Genomic DNA, 15,720 nt, shown 5'->3' with positions numbered 1-15,720 from the left:
AGCATTTTTTGCTGGCGGGAAAGGCGTTCACATCTATCAGGCTGATAACACAGACATTAGCGCCACAAAACAACCGTCTGGTAGAGCCATTGCCAAAACGGAGACTTTACTTTGTGGGTCTTTTTTCAATCACTCTGCGTTGGCCCGAATTGGGTCTAGTCCTAAAGCGGCACTCCGGAACTTCTGCACTCGATAGCGCCTATGCGGGCGTGGGGAAAGCGACCGGCGTGGGAGAAAGCGCCACTCGGCAGAGGGTCGGAAGTTCGCGTCCTCCCGGACGCGCCACTGTGCCTTCCCGGAAGGCCGCATCAAATCCAATTTCACAACCTCGATTGTGATGTAGACTCTCACTCACGCTGATTCAATATTGTGGTCAGTGCAGGCGGGATGGCCATACGAAGATGGATCTGACGACTTTTGCCATGGAGGCTGTGGCTGACTTTCGCACCGTTGGCGCGGTTGCTCCCAGCTCGCGTTACCTCACTCAGGCCATGCTGGGACCACTTCCGTTGGAGAAGGCGCGGGTTGTTGTGGAAGTAGGCCCCGGCACCGGGGCTATGACGCAAGCATTGCTCAACCTGATTCCATTTGACGCTACTCTGCTTGCCTTCGAGATCAATTCCCGTTTTTCCCGGTACCTGAAGTCAAATGTCCATGACTCGCGCTTGGATGTCATCAATGCCAGTGCAGAGATGCTGCAGAAGGAGGTACACCGCCGCGGGTACAAGCGTGTCGACGCGGTAGTCTCCTCGCTGGCCTTGGGTCTTATGACCGACTGGCAGAGGCGCGCCTTCCTGGGTGCGCTCGGGAGTCTTCTTGGCGATGCGGGCGTCTTCACCCAATATCAATATTTCCACCGCTTGCAGCTGAAGAACGGGCAGGTGAGGAGGTTCGATCTCGCCCAAGTCCTGCACCGGTATTTCAGCTCAGTGCAACGGAAAATCATCTGGCGCAATCTGCCTCCCGCGTTCGTTTTTGCGTGTCGAGGACCGTTGTCCTCTGGAACTAGACGCTTATCGCGCCCAAGAGTCTAGCCGCCAGGGCCAGGCTGAATCAAAGAATACAAAGGGCGAACTCTCCGGAGACCTGGCAGGAGCGTCTGCGGAGACGGACCCCTTTGTGGATATCAATCTTCGGCGGACTTCCTGTAGGTCTCCAGGACGTTAGGGAGGGAGATGACTCCTTCCAGGCGTTGAAGATTTGCGCGGCTTACAACCGGCAGCAGCGGCCGGTCTCATCCTCGACCTGCAAGTGGATAAACTAAGATACGGGCGGGGAAATCGAGAGCGAGGGAGCTCCTTCTCCTTGGCGACGAAATCGGAATCTGTCACAATGCCGGAGAGGTCGCCCTTCTCGTTCACGACCGGGAGGCAGCCGATGTTGCCGATCCAGCACGAGCTTGGCGGTATCCTCGAGAGGGCAGTTCTCGCGAACAGCGATCACCGGGCTTACCATGATTTCCCGCACGATCATCGGAAACAGTCCCCATCCAAATCAAGCAGCAGAACTAGCGGCGGGTTTCAAGTTATTCCAGCGCATATCATTCCCGCAGATTTCAGGACCGCGGGCAGCAGCTTCCTCCGCCTGGAACAGTGATGTGGCCTAGAGAATACGCCACCGATGCGTCAACCCTCTCGCGGCCTCTTGCGTAACCCTGAGAACAGTTCCCAGCTGGGCAGTCACGACCATGGCAACCATCCCGCCGTCCCGCAACAAATCGGATTCAACTGACGCGCAAAGGCACGCCCCGCCCAAAGCAGTGCGGGAATCCAGCCTGTCACCGGAGCCTATCAACTGGCATCAACTGGATTTCCAGAAAGTGTTGCAGGAGCTCGGAGTCGACCCAGCCGCGGGACTGAACGATGCGGAATCCGCGCGCCGGCTCGCGGAACACGGGAGCAACGATCTGGTGGGAAGCGGGATCAAGAGCTGGTGGCTGATTTTGGGGGAACAGCTGACGGCGCTGATGGTGGTGATTCTAATCGTCGCGGCCGCGGTGTCCGCGCTGCTCGCGGATTATAAGGACGCCATCGCCATCATCGTGATCGTGGTTCTTAACACCATCCTGGGTTTCACGCAGGAGTACCGCGCGGAACAGGCCATGGCTGCGCTGAAAAAACTGGCCGTGCCTTCCGTGAGGACTCGGCGAAATGGAGGAGAAGTCCGGGAGATCCCGGCCATTCATGTAGTGCCGGGGGATATCGTTCTGCTTGAAGCCGGAAGTCTAGTGGCCGCCGATTGCCGCGTGATCGAGAGCGCAGATCTCCAAGCGCAAGAGGCCACGCTGACCGGCGAGTCACAGCCGGTCCGGAAGATTTCCGGGGCGCTCGAGGAGCCAGACCTGCCGTTAGGGGACCGGCGGAACATGGCCTACATGGGCACGTTCATCACCTCAGGGCGCGGACAGGCGGTGGTCACAGAGACGGGCATGCGTACGGAACTGGGACGGATCGCCAGAATGATCCAGAGCGTCGAGCGGGAACCGACCCCGCTGCAACGGCGTCTCGCGCAACTCGGAAAGGGATTGGCGGCAACCGCGCTGATGCTGGTGGGGATGATCTTTCTCCTCGGGTTGCTCCGCGGGGAGGGGCTGAAGCTCATGTTTTTGACTGCGGTGAGCATCGGCGTTGCCGCGGTTCCCGAAGGACTGCCTGCCGTCGTGACCATCGCTTTGACTCTGGGCACACAGCGGATGCTCAAGCGAAGAGTGCTCATCCGCAGGCTGACAGCGGTTGAGACGCTGGGATCGGTAACCGTCATCTGCTCGGACAAGACAGGAACGCTCACTGAAAATCGGATGACCGCCGTAATTCTGCAAACCGCTGGCGCCGAGCTGGACCTTTCCCTTTTGCCAATCAGCGATGGAAACAACAAGGTTGCGGGCTTCGCCCAATCTGGATTGGGCCTGCTGCTGGCCGGCAGCGCACTCTGCAATGACGCCATGATGCAGTCCACGGGAGGCGAAGGTAATTCACCGACATCTCTGGGTGATCCTACCGAAGTTGCATTGCTCGTGGCTGCAGCGCGTTTCGGATTATCGAAGCTGGACTTGGAGCGGATATTACCGCGCATAGCGGAGGTCCCTTTTGCATCGGAACGAAAGCGGATGACCACGGTTCACCGCGTTCCTTCAGATTCCACCAGGATTCCCGCAGAAATCAGGATCGCTGTCGAAAGGGAGCAGCCTGCGTATCTTGCGTTTACGAAGGGAGGTGTGGAGGCACTTCTGCAGGTGTGCACGACAGTGTGGGTCAACGGAGAGAAGGAGCCGCTAACACCGGAATGGCGCGATCGTCTTATAGCCGCGAACGAGAATCTCGCGAGGAATGGCATGCGGGTTCTCGGCGTCGCATTTCGCTGTTTGGAGTCGGCGCCGGCCGCGGGCGACGAGAAAACGACAGAGCGGAAGCTCACCTATGTTGGGATCATCGGCATGATTGACCCGCCGAGGCCGGAGGCAAAGGCCGCAGTGTCCACGTGCAAGGCTGCGGGGATTCGTGCAGTGATGATCACCGGAGACCACCCGCTGACGGCGCAATACATCGCCGGACAGCTGAGCATCCTTGGGAATGGGAAAAGTCTCACAGGGGCGGAGCTGGAAAGCATTTCTGCTAGCGAATTGGAGCACGCGGCTGAATCGGCGGCACTCTACGCAAGAGTTTCTCCGGCGCACAAACTGAAGATCGTTGAAAGTCTGCAACGGCTGGGCCACATCGTGGCGATGACCGGAGACGGAGTGAACGACGCACCGGCGCTCAAGAAAGCGGACATTGGGGTCGCCATGGGACTGAGCGGCACGGACGTCACCAAAGAAGCCGCCGACATGGTTCTGCTGGATGACAATTTCGCCACGATCGTTGCGGCGGTAGAAGAAGGGCGAGTCATTTATGACAACGTCCGCAAATTCATCCGGTACATTCTGGCAACCAACTCCGGAGAGATCTGGACCATGCTGCTCACGCCCTTTCTCGGAATGCCGTTGCCATTGCTGCCGCTGCAGATCCTGTGGATGAACCTGGTGACCGACGGCCTGCCCGCACTCGCGCTGGGAGTGGAGCCCGCGGAATCCGGCACGATGCGCCGGCCGCCTCACCGCCCAAATGAGAGCATATTTGCGCGTGGCCTGGGGCGGCACGTGATGTGGGTAGGCTTGCTGATGGCGTTTCTTTCGCTGGGCACAGGCTACTGGTATTGGCATGCGCACGATGCAAAATGGCAGACGATGCTTTTCACCACGCTGACCCTGTCGCAAATGGCGCATATTCTTGCGATTCGATCGGAACGCAGCTCGCTGTTCCGAATCGGCCTATTTTCAAACAAGCCTTTGCTGGGCGCGATCACTGTGACAGTACTGCTTCAACTGGCCCTGGTTTACGTGCCGTTTTTGCAGGGGGTCTTCAAGACCACATCGCTTTCCCCCCGAGATGTGGGTATCGCAGTGACCGCCTGTGCCGCCGTTTTTTGGGCCGTGGAGCTGGAAAAGTGGCTGATGCGCATCAGCAAAAAGGAGTGATGAGAAATGTTCGCGCTGGCAGCCTGGTTTTTCAGGCGATTGCCGGTTTTTGGGCTGGCTCTGTTCGCGAGCCGCTGGCAGGACTGATGGTCCGGCACGCTTCTGCTGATCCTGTATGCAGCAACCTCTTTTTCCTGTTCGCCCGTTCCTGAGGAGCCCGGTATGCTAACGGGATTGTGTGAGGGGATTGACCGCCGATCAGCGGCTGACTTTGTGCTTTCGAGCGCGTTTCTTCACCCGCTGTATTTTTCCACTGCTCTCCAGCAGAGCCGTGAGCGCCTTGACCAGGATGAGTCCGGACGAGCGCAGCTCTTCGAAACGCAACCGGGCGACATGTTCAAGCAGGCGTTCCCCGCGCGGGAGCAGGGAGACCAGCACCTGGCGGCGGTCCTCACTGCTGCGGGCACGGACAATGTATCCCTTGGCTTCCAGGCGGTCGATCAATTCGACCGCGCTATGGTGCCGCAGGAAAAGCTGTTCGGCGAGGGTGCGGATGGTGGCCGCCTGCCCCGGGGCGAGCCCGCGGATTGCCAGAAGCATTTGATACTGCCGCGGCTCGAGCCCCGCCTCTTCCGCAGCAGCATCGCTTCCGCGCAGAAACTGGCGAATGCGGTAGCGGAACTCGGCGAGCGCCTGGTACTGCCCGTTTTCTACAGTCTTCCCCACATCATCACTATATCGTATTACGATATACGTTGCCAGCGAAAAGACAACCTGCGTGACAGCGGGCTTCGTGGCGGCGCCGATCTACATCGGATCATTCGACAGCTACCGCATAGTCTTGACCCTCCCAGCGGTTTTCCCCTGGCCAGAAGAAGGTAAAGCGAATCGGTGCCCGCCGGGCAGAGAGAATGGGGATGTCCGCGAAATCAATCCCTAGAGACGTAGTGGAAGAGGGGGCATCGTTCGCGGTTTGCCAGTCGTCATCCGACCAACGGACCCGGAATGGGGCTGGAAGCTGAATGCGGAGGGTGGCACCTCGCTTCACGCTGCGCACCTGCCGGCTACGCTTCCAGATTTCGAGCAACCGGCGTTTTTTGCGGTTTGTGCTGTAGCGGCTTGCGACGTCAGGGAGCAGATCAAATACTTGTCCATCGGAAACCGAGCGAAGCAACTTGATATACTCGGCATGAGCCCACATCAGGGGCATGGCCGAACCCGTCGGCTGGCCGAGAAACATATAGGCTTCCGGGCGGTCGGGTTGGTCCCACACCTGTTCAGGCAAGAGACCAGTGGCCGAGGCGAAACTTTCTATGGCCCGGATAAACGGCTTTACGTCCCGTCCAGCAGAAAATTCGTAGTGAGCGCGTTCTCCCGTCAGGAGCGGCCACGCCCTGCCTTTGCCCCATTCGTCGAATGAGCTTCCGTCTTCTCGCTGGCCGTAGCCATCGTGGTTGTAGCGGCGCCAGCAAGGACCCGAGGGCGTCTCGACTTTCAGCACGGCATCAACGACTTTGAGCGAATCTACGATAAGCGGATCATCGAACCTTCTGATTCCATAACGAACCAGCTCAAGGAACCCGGCGTCAACGATGTCCTTTGCGGGGAATAAATTTGGTGCGCCCGGAGGAAGGTTTTTGATTTGAACGAATTGCGAATCCGGCCCTTCCACCGGAATTGGGTTACCGGCATCCTCGGGCAAGATCCGTATATAGTGCCGGGGGATTCCCGGGACAAGTGAGCTCTTTGTTGTGACCGTCCAGGCTTCGAGGTGCGCTTCCAGAAAGTCAGCGTATTCCTCCAGGAATGTGGCCGTTGCCTCATCGCCTCGTTGGCGGACAAACCATGCCGCACCGACGAGGCCAGCAATGTTGGATGCCAGCGTGGAAGGCGAATATCCGCTTACTTCCTCCCAGCGTTCCTGCTGAGTGACAGGTCCGTGCCGGACCAGGTAGCCAGCGGCCCGGAGGACCAGCGGGTAGGGATCGAAATCCTGAAGGGCGTCCCGCCGCCGGAGCTGCCACGCGAGCAGGATCGGAAAAGCCACTTCATCTAGTTGGATTCCCTTCCAATAGGGCTCCCCGTCGATCCAGAAGTTCTGCGAGAAGCCTCCATCTTCCTGCTGAGAGGCAGCCAGATAGATCAACGCTCGCAGGGGGGTGATCGTATTCCCGGCAGCGAGCATGGCGGAAGCGCTGTTGACCAGATCGCGAGTCCAGACCAGATGATATCCGCCCTGGTCATCGTCACTTTTTGCTTCGCCCCAGGGGATGGAGAGCGAAGCGATAAAGGCGCCCGGATAGGACTTGTCCTCGTGAGCGAGGAGCAGGCTGAAACTGCAGTGATACAGATTGCCCTCATCGCCGGAAACCTTGCCCAAGGGGAGGATGTTCGCGCAAGCGCGATCCCACTGATCGGTGTATCGCTTATGGTGCTCTTGGAAGGGCACTGCCAGTGCCTGCAGAAGAGTTGTAATCGCATGGTGCTTGGTATCACCAAGGGCCAGTCCCAGGGTGAACTCGCGGCGACCGCTCAGGTCTAGTTCGCCCGTAAGGGCGATGTTGCCGCCGGTGGCTTGGTCGAACTCCCAGTCCATCTGGAAATTGTCAGCCAGGTCCGTCCAGCCATCGCTCCGGCCTACATAGCCGCACGAAAGGCGGGAAAAGGGTACCGTAGCGGCGAGGGCCAGCCATCTTCCTTGTTTCTCCGCCATGAGGATCTTCCGGCCGTCTGCCTCGACCACGTAGCCGTTGTTCCCCCACCCACCAACTTCCAGATGAGGCGCACAGAGAGCATAAAGCCGCAGCTTGGAAAGAAAGGATTCGTCTCCGGTGAGCCGCGTGCGCTGAAGAATGCAGGCAAAGTGAGGCTCGGCGATGATCTCTTTTTCGATGGCGTAGCGGCCGTCGGGATCGCGGTTCGTGCTGCGGTAACCCAAAGTATGATCGGAAAGACGCACGAGCTCGGATTGCAGATGCCGCTTTTCCTCATGGAAGAAGCTTTCCCCATCGGTGATCAGATACTGAAGGTCCCTAAGTTGCGGGCGATCTACCGTGGGATAGTAAACCTCGGTCACGATGCCATTCCAGAAGGTAAACCAGATCCGGCTGGAGGAAGCGTATGCGGTTCCCACACCGTCTTTTCCGCCATGAGTCCACCGGGGCTCGATGCCGGGTCGTCCGAAAGCTTCTCCTCTGTTCCCTGGGATCAAACTGCGCCTCCCTGACACCGAAACCTTAGGCTGGATTCATTTCTCTTAGACACCTATGGCTTTTGCTTTCCTGACAGGACCGGTGCAGTTTGCTGTGCGGCAGGGGAGAGAAGGCGGGCGGCCGCCTTGTCCACCAGCCACAGCAATTGACCATTTGCTGGATGAATGAGCTGTGCCGGAAGGTGTCCGGGATTGCGGGGGCCGTCCAAGACGGCTTTGAGCGCGGAGGCCTTTTCCTCGCCCTGCACGAGGAAGAGGATGCGCACGGCGTTGTTCAGGACCGGTACAGTCATGGTGATCCGGTCGGTACCGAGCTTCTCCACCCAGTTCGAGACGACCAGGCGCTTCCCTTCCCGCAGTGCTCTCGTGCCGGGAAAGAGGGAGGCGGTGTGTCCATCTGGTCCCATGCCGAGAAGCACCAGGTCGAAGCGCGGCAGTTGTCCTGCGGCAAGGTGGAAGAAATCGCGCAGTGTTTGCTCGTACTCGCCCGCGGCCTGCCGGGCATCGGGGTATTCGCCCTTGATGCGGGCCGCCTGCTGCGGCGCAAGAGAGACTTTGGAAAGCATGGCCTCTTGCGCCATGCGGAAATTGCTATCGGGATGGTCCGGGGGAACGTGCCGCTCGTCGCTAAAAAAGAAATACAGCTTGTCCCAGGGAATCCGGGCGCGAAGTTGCGGATCGGTTGCGAGCATCGCGTAGAGGCCCCTCGGGGTGGAGCCGCCGGCCAGCGCGACGCGGAACGATCCGTGTTCCCGCACGGCATCCGCCACCGCTGACAGAAACTCCACCGCGGCGGCTTCGCAGAGTGCGTCCGTGCTTTCCAGAATTCGAAGGATGCCCTTCATGTGCTGCGTTTCCCCCTAGGCGCCAGAGACTTTTTCGGAAACAGGCAGAGGGCCCCGGCGGTCCAATTCCTCTTCGCCGATACGTCTCCATGCGCGCTGTTCACGCTGGAGGAGGTCCTCCGCCGCGTCCGGACCCCAGGAGCCCGCCGCATAGTTGGGAAAGGCGCCGGCCGGCTGCGCCCTCCAGGCATCGAGAATGGGCTGGACCACGCTCCAGCCGGCCTCGACCATGTCCGCGCTGCGGAACAGCGTGGCGTCTCCGGCCATGCAATCGTGCAACAGGCGCTCGTATCCGGTGCTGTGCTCGCAACCGAAATAGGTGGCGTAGTCGAAATCCATGTTCACTTGTCCGATGCGCATCACCGCGCCGGGTATTTTGGCGCTGAGGCTGAGCGAGATGCCTTCCTCCGGCTGGATGTGAATAAGCAGGCGATTCACATCGAGATCCCGAACTCCCGTGTTGCGGAAGAGCACGAACGGAGTCCGCCGGAACTGGATGGCGATCTCCGTGACGCGGCGAGCGAGGCGCTTCCCGGTGCGCAGGTAGAAGGGCACGCCAGCCCAGCGCCAGTTGTCGATCATGAGCTGGAGCGCGACGAAAGTCTCGGTGTTCGAATCCGGCGAGACGTTCGGTTCGCTCCGGTAGTCCGCGGCACGCTCGCCGGCGATCATGCCTACGCCGTACTGGCCGCGCACGGCGGCAGTGGGCACATCTTGCGGACGGAACGGCTGGATGGCGTGCAGAACATCGGATTGTTTGTTGCGCACCTCGTCCGCGGCGAAGGAGATGGGCGGCTCCATGGCGGTCAGGGTCAGGAGCTGGAAGAGGTGATTGGGCACCATGTCGCGTAGCGCCCCGGCGGTCTCATAGTAACCGCCGCGGTGTTCAACGCCCACGGTTTCGGCGGTGGTGATCTGGACGTGGTCCACATAGTTGCGGTTCCAGAGCGGTTCGATGATGCTGTTCGAAAAGCGGAAGATCAGCAGATTCTGAACGGTCTCTTTGCCCAGGTAGTGATCAATACGGTAAATCTGCTTTTCCTGAAGGACCTCCTTCAGTTCGCGATTGAGCCGTATGGCGGAATCCAGGTCATGGCCAAAAGGCTTTTCGACGATGACCCGCGTCCAGCGGCTATTTTCTTCCTGCGCAAGGCCGGCCGCCCCAAGTTCCCGAACAATCGGAGAGATGAACCGCGGGGCGACGGCCAGATAGAAGAAGCGGTTGCCCTGCGCGCTGTGGAGCTTGTCCGCTTCCGCGATCTGTGCACGAAGACTCTGGTAGTCGGCCGCATCCTGGAAGTCTCCCCGAACGTAATAGATGCGCTCGAGAAACCAGTTCCAGAGCTTGGCTTCGAGCGGCGCGGACGCAAAGCGCGGAATCTCTTCGGAGAGCGTCTTGCGGAAAGATTCCGTCGTGAAATCGTCGACGGCGAATCCGATGATGGCGAACTGCTTCGAAAGGAGCCCTTGCTGCGCGAGATTGTAGAGCGCCGGGAGGAGCTTGCGCTTCGTGAGGTCGCCGGAGGCGCCAAAAATTACCATGACGCAGGGAGCGGCATGATCGTTGTTGTTCACGGGATTCGAGTCCACGGGGTCCTCGCTGACCTTAGTCTCCGGATGGCTTTTCGATGTGGCCGCCAAACTGAAAGCGCATGGCCGAGAGAACCTTCCCGGCAAAATCGTCCTCGCCGCGCGAGGCGAAGCGCTGGTAGACCGCGGCACTGAGCACAGGCGCGGGCGTCGCGGATTCGATCGCGGCAAGAATCGTCCAGCGACCCTCCCCGGAATCCGAGACGCGGCCGGAGAAGCCATCGAGCGCCGGCTGCTCGAAGAGGGAGGCGGCCGTCAGATCCAGCAGCCAGGAGGCCACGACGCTGCCTCGACGCCAGACCTCCGTGATGTCCGCGAGATTGAAGTCGTATTGGAAGTGCCCGGGATTGCGCAGCGGAGCCGTCTCCGCATCCGAGGCGTTCGACTGCTTGCCGGCGTTGGCGTGCTTGAGGATGTTCAGGCCTTCGGCATAAGCGGCCATCAATCCGTATTCGATGCCGTTGTGGACCATCTTGACGAAGTGGCCCGCCCCCCAGGGTCCGCAGTGCAGATAGCCCTCTTCCGCCGTGCCGCTGTCCTTTTGGCGGCTTGGTGTGCGCGGCAGGTCGCCGCGGCCGGGGGCCAGCGTCCTGAAGATAGGGTCGAGATGCTGCACGATGCCGGCTTCGCCGCCGATCATCTGGCAATAACCGCGCTCGAGTCCCCAGACGCCGCCGCTCGTGCCGACATCCACGTAGTGAATGCCTCTTGCGGAGAGCTCCTTCGCACGACGGATATCATCGATGTAATAGGAGTTGCCGCCGTCGATGAGCAGATCGCCCTTCTGCAGCCTGGGCGCAAGTTCGGCGATCGTGGCGTCCACGGCTGCTGCAGGAACCATCAGCCAGATAGCGCGCGGGGCGTTGAGTGCCTTTACAAATTCGTCGAGCGAGTTTGCGCCTCTGACGCCAGCACCGGCAAGCTGTCGGACTGCGTCCGCGTTGCGGTCAAAGACTGCGCACTGATGACCGCCGCGGGTCAGACGCCGCACCATGTTCGAGCCCATCCGGCCGAGACCTATCATTCCAAGCTGCATGTGAGAGAAAGCTCCTTCCCGGAAATACGAAGGCTTGCGGGCTCCGAAGCGCACGACTTCCGGTAGCCCGGTTTTTCTACCCGCTCAAGCTATACTCCTCACCCGGCCAGCGCAAGCCATAGAGGGAACGCTCGTTTTTATGAGATGCAAACGGGGGGAAACGCGATGTCCGGTGCGGGAAGACACCGAGGACCGTCTATCGTATTACGATATATCGGCCAAGGAGCGCTGGCGCGCGGCGCCAGGAACCGCGTGCAGGTAACTTTCGTGCTGTTGTCAGCGTCAAGCCCACCTCACGGCTGCCCGCAGACAGCCGTCCTATCCCGGCCAGCTCCACCGCAGGTGGAACTGGCCGGCCAACTTTCTCCGAGTACTGCGATTACGGAATTGTTGCGAAGGCTTCGTTTGAATAGAGACTCTCGACCCCGGAGGAATCCACGTCCGTGGTCACATAGTAGTAGGTCAGCCCCGAGAGGACATTCGTGTCCGAATAGGTCATGGAGGTCTCCAGACTGGAGTTCAGTCTAGTGTATGGCCCGCCTGCCTGCGTGCCGCGGTAAATATTGAAGCCCACCACGGAATACGTGCCAGCCGACCAGGAAAGATTGACCGAATGGGTCGCTAGAGCGGCGCCCGAACCAGAGAGCGGGATCGTTGTGGGTGAATTGGTCGCGTTGCTGACTACAGTGGCCGTACCGGTCAGGCTGCCGGACGTGGCCGGGGCAAATGTCACGTTGAAGCTTGTTGACTGTCCGGCAGAGAGAGTGATGGGCAGCGCAAGGCCACTGTAGCTGAAGCCTGTGCCGGCCACGCTGATCTGAGAGACGGTCACCGCGGAGTTTCCTGTATTTGTGACCGTTACAGTTTGCGTTCCGCTGCTGCCGATGGTGACGCTGCCAAAACTCAACGCAGTCGGACTCGCCGAAAGCTGCAGAACCTGGGACACGCCCGTGCCGGAAAGCATGACACTGAGAGGCGAATTCGGCGCATTACTGACCAGCGTTAAAGCACCCGTGGTGCTGCTGGCCGAAGCCGGCGTGAAGCTCACGGTCAAAACAGCGGAACTGCCCGGCACCAGTGTAAGGGGCAAAGTTACTCCGCTCAACGCGAAGCCGGTGCCGCTAACCGTCGCTTGCGTGATGCTCAGATTGGCGCTGCCGGGATTGCTCACGGTTACTGATTGCGTGTTGGTCATGCCGACCGTGACATTGCCGAAATCAACGCTTGTGGGGACAACGGAGATCTGGGGCTGCACACCGGTGCCGGCTAGCGAGATCGTTGCAGGCGAGTTGCTCGCATTGCTCACGACGGTCACACTTCCGGTCGAGGCCCCCGCCAGGCTGGGAGAAAATCCGACAAGCAGCGAAACGCTCTGGCCGGCCGACAGGGTAACGGGCGGGGTGGCTCCGCTAACGGCGAAGCCGGTCCCACTCACGCTAATCTGCGAAATGCTCACGCTGGAGTTTCCGGTGTTTGTCAATGTGACGGTTTGAGAAGCGGAGTTACCGACGAGGATATTCCCGAAACTCAGACTGCTCGCACTTGGCGTAAGCAAATAGGTCGGGCTCGACGTCCCGGAGGAGGCAGTCAAAGCGACACCCGTCCCGGTGACTGGCACCGCCAGTGTGCCGCCAGAGCGACGGCCCATCGTGAAGACAATGTTTGCGGAAAACAAAGTCGCCGCATTTGGCTGAAAGAACACTTGGAAGGAAACGCTTTGCTTGCCCTGCAGAGTGAGCGGCAGAGACGGGCCTGCCACGATGAATTGCGCGAGGGTGCTCGAGACTTGCTGGATCGATACGTTTCGATTTCCGTTGTTGGTCAGTACGAGGACAGCCGGGGAGCTCAAGGAATTGACAGTTACTGAGCCGAAATTCCAGGAAGAGGGACTGACTCCGACGCCCGCCACTGCCGGCGAAGCAAAAAGACCGCAACCCATCAGGAAAATCAAAACTCCGGAACACACCAATCCCTTTTTGTGCATGCGCTTCCTTATCTTTCGGATTCGAACTAGGAGCGGAACCACAAGGGGCCGGGGGCGTGGGGTTCAGTGCTCTCTACATTTCTGTGGTCAGGATATGCAATCCACCGATTTCAAACTACTGGTCTGAAGTCCAGTTTTGGTGTAGGGACTTGACCGGATAGGGATTGTGTACCAGCGGGCGTGAGAGAAAATCTTCTGAATTTTGTTCGCTAGAACTTTGGGGGCGTAAACCGATAATCGTCGGGAAATCCCCTGGTCATCCGCGAGCTGACCGGGCGGACTCGCCTAACGCTTTGGGGAGCAAAGGGGGAGAAACTTACGTCCGCTAACGCTTGCGCTCAGGAGCCCGGCGCGCCTTCCTCGTGCAGAGGATTATTGGAATCGTGCTCGTCCCGGCACTCTAAGCACACGAATGCCTGGCACCAGCTGCATATCTCAATGTGATTGTCGCAGAAGTATCGGGAGCACTCGACACATTGCCGAGGCGCTTCTTGCGAACAGCCCGCGACGGTGCACTTCATAGCACGATGCTACACTCCCAGCGTGAAAACAGTCTATCGAAAACTTCCCCATGCCCCCTGTCGGCGTATCGGTCCGCTGCATCCAACCGAGCGAGCATGCCGTTCCGGACGCGCGGGCGCAGAGGTGCTCGAAACTGTCGTTGCAACGGCCCGCGGCCCTCTCAGGACGGTAGCGGATCCTGCAGCGGCTGCCCGTTTAGATGGGGTCGCATGGGCCGGGCGCAGGGAATCATGCATATTGCATTTGCAACGCATACCGACACGTCTTATCCTGTGCACAGTGCCCCGGGATTCCTGCGCAGGAGAGGGTCAGGGCTTGAATTTTTCCGGGCGCGTTACTTCTTCCTCGTTGTGCTGGCTGGAGGTCCGTCATGCAAGACAACTCCGAAGAAAAAACTGGATCATCGCGGCGGGATTTCCTCAAAAAAAGCGGGGCGGTGACCGCGGGCATTGTTGCGCAGGGACTTCTGGACAAGGGGGCAAGCGCGGCACCGGCGCCGCCGGCATTTCCCGACAACCCGGCTACGGCGGAGGCCATGCCCACACGCAACCTGGGACGTACGGGCTACCGCACGGGAATTTTCAGCCTGGGTGGGCAGGCGGCGATCGAGGAGCCGCACAACGAAGAGACGGCCGTAGCCATCGTGGAGCGCGCACTGGACCTGGGCGTGAACTACATCGACACGGCCGCGCAGTACGGCGGCAGCGAACGCTGGAGCCAGCGCTACATCGGGCAGGTGATGAAGCGGCGGCGCAACCAGACATATCTGGCCAGCAAGACGCACGAGCGCACGCGCGACGGGTCGTTGCGGCTGCTGGAAGAATCGCTGAAACTGCTGAACACCGATCACCTCGACGCCTGGCAACTGCACCACGTGACCACGCAGGACGATGTAGACCGTATTTTCGCGAAGGGCGGGGCGATCGAGGCGCTACAACAGGCGCGCGAACAGAAGCTGGTGCGCTACCTGGGCGTGACGGGGCACACGGACCCGGAGCTGCTGATGGAATGCTTGCGCCGCTTCCCTTTCGACCAGATCCTGCTGGCGCTAAACGCCGCGGACAAACACCACCTCAGCTTTATGGAGAAACTCCTGCCCATGGCCGTGGACAGGAAGATGGGCATTATCGGCATGAAGATACCGGCGCGGGGGCGCATCCTGACCGCGTGGAAGCCGCACCCGGGCGGGTACTCGCCCTTCGAGGGCCCGGCCAAGGGGCCTGGGACGCTGACGATGAAGGAAGCGCTGTACTACGTTCTTTCGCTGCCGGTAAGCACGGTAATCATCGGGTGCGATAGCGTAGCGCAGCTGGAAGAAAACGTGAAACTGGCGCGCGAGTTCACGCCGCTGAGCGAGCAGCAGCTCGCGGCACTGGCGGAGAGGACCGAGGCGATTGCGCGGCAGGCGCTCTTTTTCCGCCGGTGGGCGTAGAACGGGCGGCGCTGCGCGCCGCTACCCGTCTTTCTTTTCCAAAAGTGAAATGAAGTGCAAGCCTCTGCCGAAGAGCCAGGAAAGAGGGGGCGGGTAAAGATCCAGGTGCGTCTGCGTGGAACCCGGCACTAGGGAGGACTGGTGAAAGGCGCCGTCCCACTGCGCGCGCGAGAAGTAGTTATAGGGGAGGGACACGCCGTGGGGCGCATTCCCCACCCAATCCATAAGGCGCAGGGTCCAGTCGTCGAAGCGAGATTCCGAAAGATGGTCCTTGATGAGAACGAATTTGCGGCTGACCCGGCAGGCATCCTGCAGGATGGTGACCGGCGCCGGCGAATGATGAAGAACATCGACGAAAAGGCAGACGTCGAAAGAGTTGTCGGGAAAAGGCAGATGCCGGCCGTCGAAGAGCTGGAAAGGAACGGCGCAGTCCGGGCGAGCATGGACTTCGACGCCCTCCACGTGCAAGCCGGGGACCAGGCTGCGGAGCAGCGCCCCCAGAGAACCGTCGCCGCAGCCCACATCCAGAAGACGGCTGCCGGGGGGAAGTAGGGCGGCGAGTCGCCGCGCCAGAACGTTTCTGCGCCGGTCAAAAATCAGGCGCGAGTGAATCCTGCCCGCCAAGTGCGTGAAAAAACTGCTGGCTT

The 15,720-nt window shown here is 60.1% G+C and carries 11 protein-coding genes; 4 read left to right on the top strand and 7 right to left on the bottom strand.

Annotated features, from left to right (window positions below; translation table 11 throughout):
• Window positions 1-401: 401 nt before the first annotated feature.
• The 3 genes from LAN61_05615 (at window position 402) to LAN61_05605 (ending at window position 4,665) form a co-directional block, all read left to right on the top strand.
• Window positions 402-1,034, top strand: a complete 633-nt coding sequence (locus LAN61_05615; GenBank protein MBZ5539983.1) for a methyltransferase domain-containing protein — start codon at window positions 402-404, stop codon at window positions 1,032-1,034.
• 653 nt (window positions 1,035-1,687) lie between these two features.
• Window positions 1,688-4,513, top strand: coding sequence for a cation-translocating P-type ATPase (locus LAN61_05610; protein MBZ5539982.1), 2,826 nt, complete (start codon window positions 1,688-1,690; stop codon window positions 4,511-4,513).
• Window positions 4,483-4,665 carry a hypothetical protein gene (locus tag LAN61_05605; GenBank protein MBZ5539981.1) on the top strand — a complete coding sequence of 61 codons (183 nt, stop codon included), beginning with the start codon at window positions 4,483-4,485 and terminating at the stop codon, window positions 4,663-4,665. The genes LAN61_05610 and LAN61_05605 overlap by 31 nt, the downstream gene beginning before the upstream one ends.
• 46 nt (window positions 4,666-4,711) lie before the next feature.
• Here the strand turns inward: LAN61_05605 and LAN61_05600 are convergent, their stop codons facing one another.
• The 6 genes from LAN61_05600 to LAN61_05575 form a co-directional block, all read right to left on the bottom strand.
• Window positions 4,712-5,179: a MarR family transcriptional regulator gene (locus tag LAN61_05600; GenBank protein MBZ5539980.1), complete on the bottom strand. Its 468-nt coding sequence runs from the start codon at window positions 5,177-5,179 to the stop codon at window positions 4,712-4,714.
• Between the two features lie 91 nt (window positions 5,180-5,270).
• Window positions 5,271-7,664 carry a glucan 1,4-alpha-glucosidase gene (locus LAN61_05595; GenBank protein MBZ5539979.1) on the bottom strand — a complete coding sequence of 798 codons (2,394 nt, stop codon included), beginning with the start codon at window positions 7,662-7,664 and terminating at the stop codon, window positions 5,271-5,273.
• Between the two features lie 53 nt (window positions 7,665-7,717).
• On the bottom strand, window positions 7,718-8,509 hold the full coding sequence (pgl, locus tag LAN61_05590; GenBank protein ID MBZ5539978.1) for a 6-phosphogluconolactonase: 792 nt from the start codon (window positions 8,507-8,509) through the stop codon (window positions 7,718-7,720).
• A gap of 15 nt (window positions 8,510-8,524) precedes the next feature.
• Entirely contained in the window at window positions 8,525-10,051 is a 1,527-nt protein-coding gene (gene zwf, locus LAN61_05585) for a glucose-6-phosphate dehydrogenase (protein ID MBZ5539977.1), read from the bottom strand.
• Window positions 10,052-10,115: 64 nt separating this feature from the next.
• A complete protein-coding gene (gene gnd, locus LAN61_05580; protein MBZ5539976.1) occupies window positions 10,116-11,135 on the bottom strand; it encodes a decarboxylating 6-phosphogluconate dehydrogenase in 1,020 nt (339 codons plus the stop codon).
• A 379-nt stretch (window positions 11,136-11,514) separates the two neighbouring features.
• Window positions 11,515-13,119 carry a choice-of-anchor D domain-containing protein gene (locus LAN61_05575; GenBank protein MBZ5539975.1) on the bottom strand — a complete coding sequence of 535 codons (1,605 nt, stop codon included), beginning with the start codon at window positions 13,117-13,119 and terminating at the stop codon, window positions 11,515-11,517.
• Window positions 13,120-14,011: 892 nt separating this feature from the next.
• Between LAN61_05575 and LAN61_05570 the strand changes: the two genes are divergently transcribed.
• Window positions 14,012-15,073 (top strand): aldo/keto reductase, encoded by a 1,062-nt coding sequence (locus LAN61_05570; GenBank protein MBZ5539974.1) that lies wholly within the window; start codon window positions 14,012-14,014, stop codon window positions 15,071-15,073.
• A gap of 21 nt (window positions 15,074-15,094) precedes the next feature.
• Here the strand turns inward: LAN61_05570 and LAN61_05565 are convergent, their stop codons facing one another.
• Entirely contained in the window at window positions 15,095-15,697 is a 603-nt protein-coding gene (locus LAN61_05565; protein ID MBZ5539973.1) for a class I SAM-dependent methyltransferase, read from the bottom strand.
• Window positions 15,698-15,720: the final 23 nt, after the last annotated feature.

This window comes from Terriglobia bacterium (genome assembly GCA_020072785.1).
In the GTDB taxonomy this organism is placed as follows: domain Bacteria; phylum Acidobacteriota; class Terriglobia; order Acidiferrales; family UBA7541; genus Acidiferrum.
This window is presented reverse-complemented; position numbering and strand designations above follow the sequence as displayed.

What these genes read in the sequence shown, in the direction of transcription:
- LAN61_05615 (MBZ5539983.1), top strand. Translation starts at nt 402, where the DNA reads ATGGATCTGACGACTTTTGCCATGGAGGCTGTGGCTGACTTTCGCACC.
- zwf (MBZ5539977.1), bottom strand. Translation starts at nt 10,051, where the DNA reads ATGGTAATTTTTGGCGCCTCCGGCGACCTCACGAAGCGCAAGCTCCTC.
- LAN61_05610 (MBZ5539982.1), top strand. Translation starts at nt 1,688, where the DNA reads ATGGCAACCATCCCGCCGTCCCGCAACAAATCGGATTCAACTGACGCG.
- LAN61_05570 (MBZ5539974.1), top strand. Translation starts at nt 14,012, where the DNA reads ATGCAAGACAACTCCGAAGAAAAAACTGGATCATCGCGGCGGGATTTC.
- pgl (MBZ5539978.1), bottom strand. Translation starts at nt 8,509, where the DNA reads ATGAAGGGCATCCTTCGAATTCTGGAAAGCACGGACGCACTCTGCGAA.
- LAN61_05575 (MBZ5539975.1), bottom strand. Translation starts at nt 13,119, where the DNA reads ATGCACAAAAAGGGATTGGTGTGTTCCGGAGTTTTGATTTTCCTGATG.
- gnd (MBZ5539976.1), bottom strand. Translation starts at nt 11,135, where the DNA reads ATGCAGCTTGGAATGATAGGTCTCGGCCGGATGGGCTCGAACATGGTG.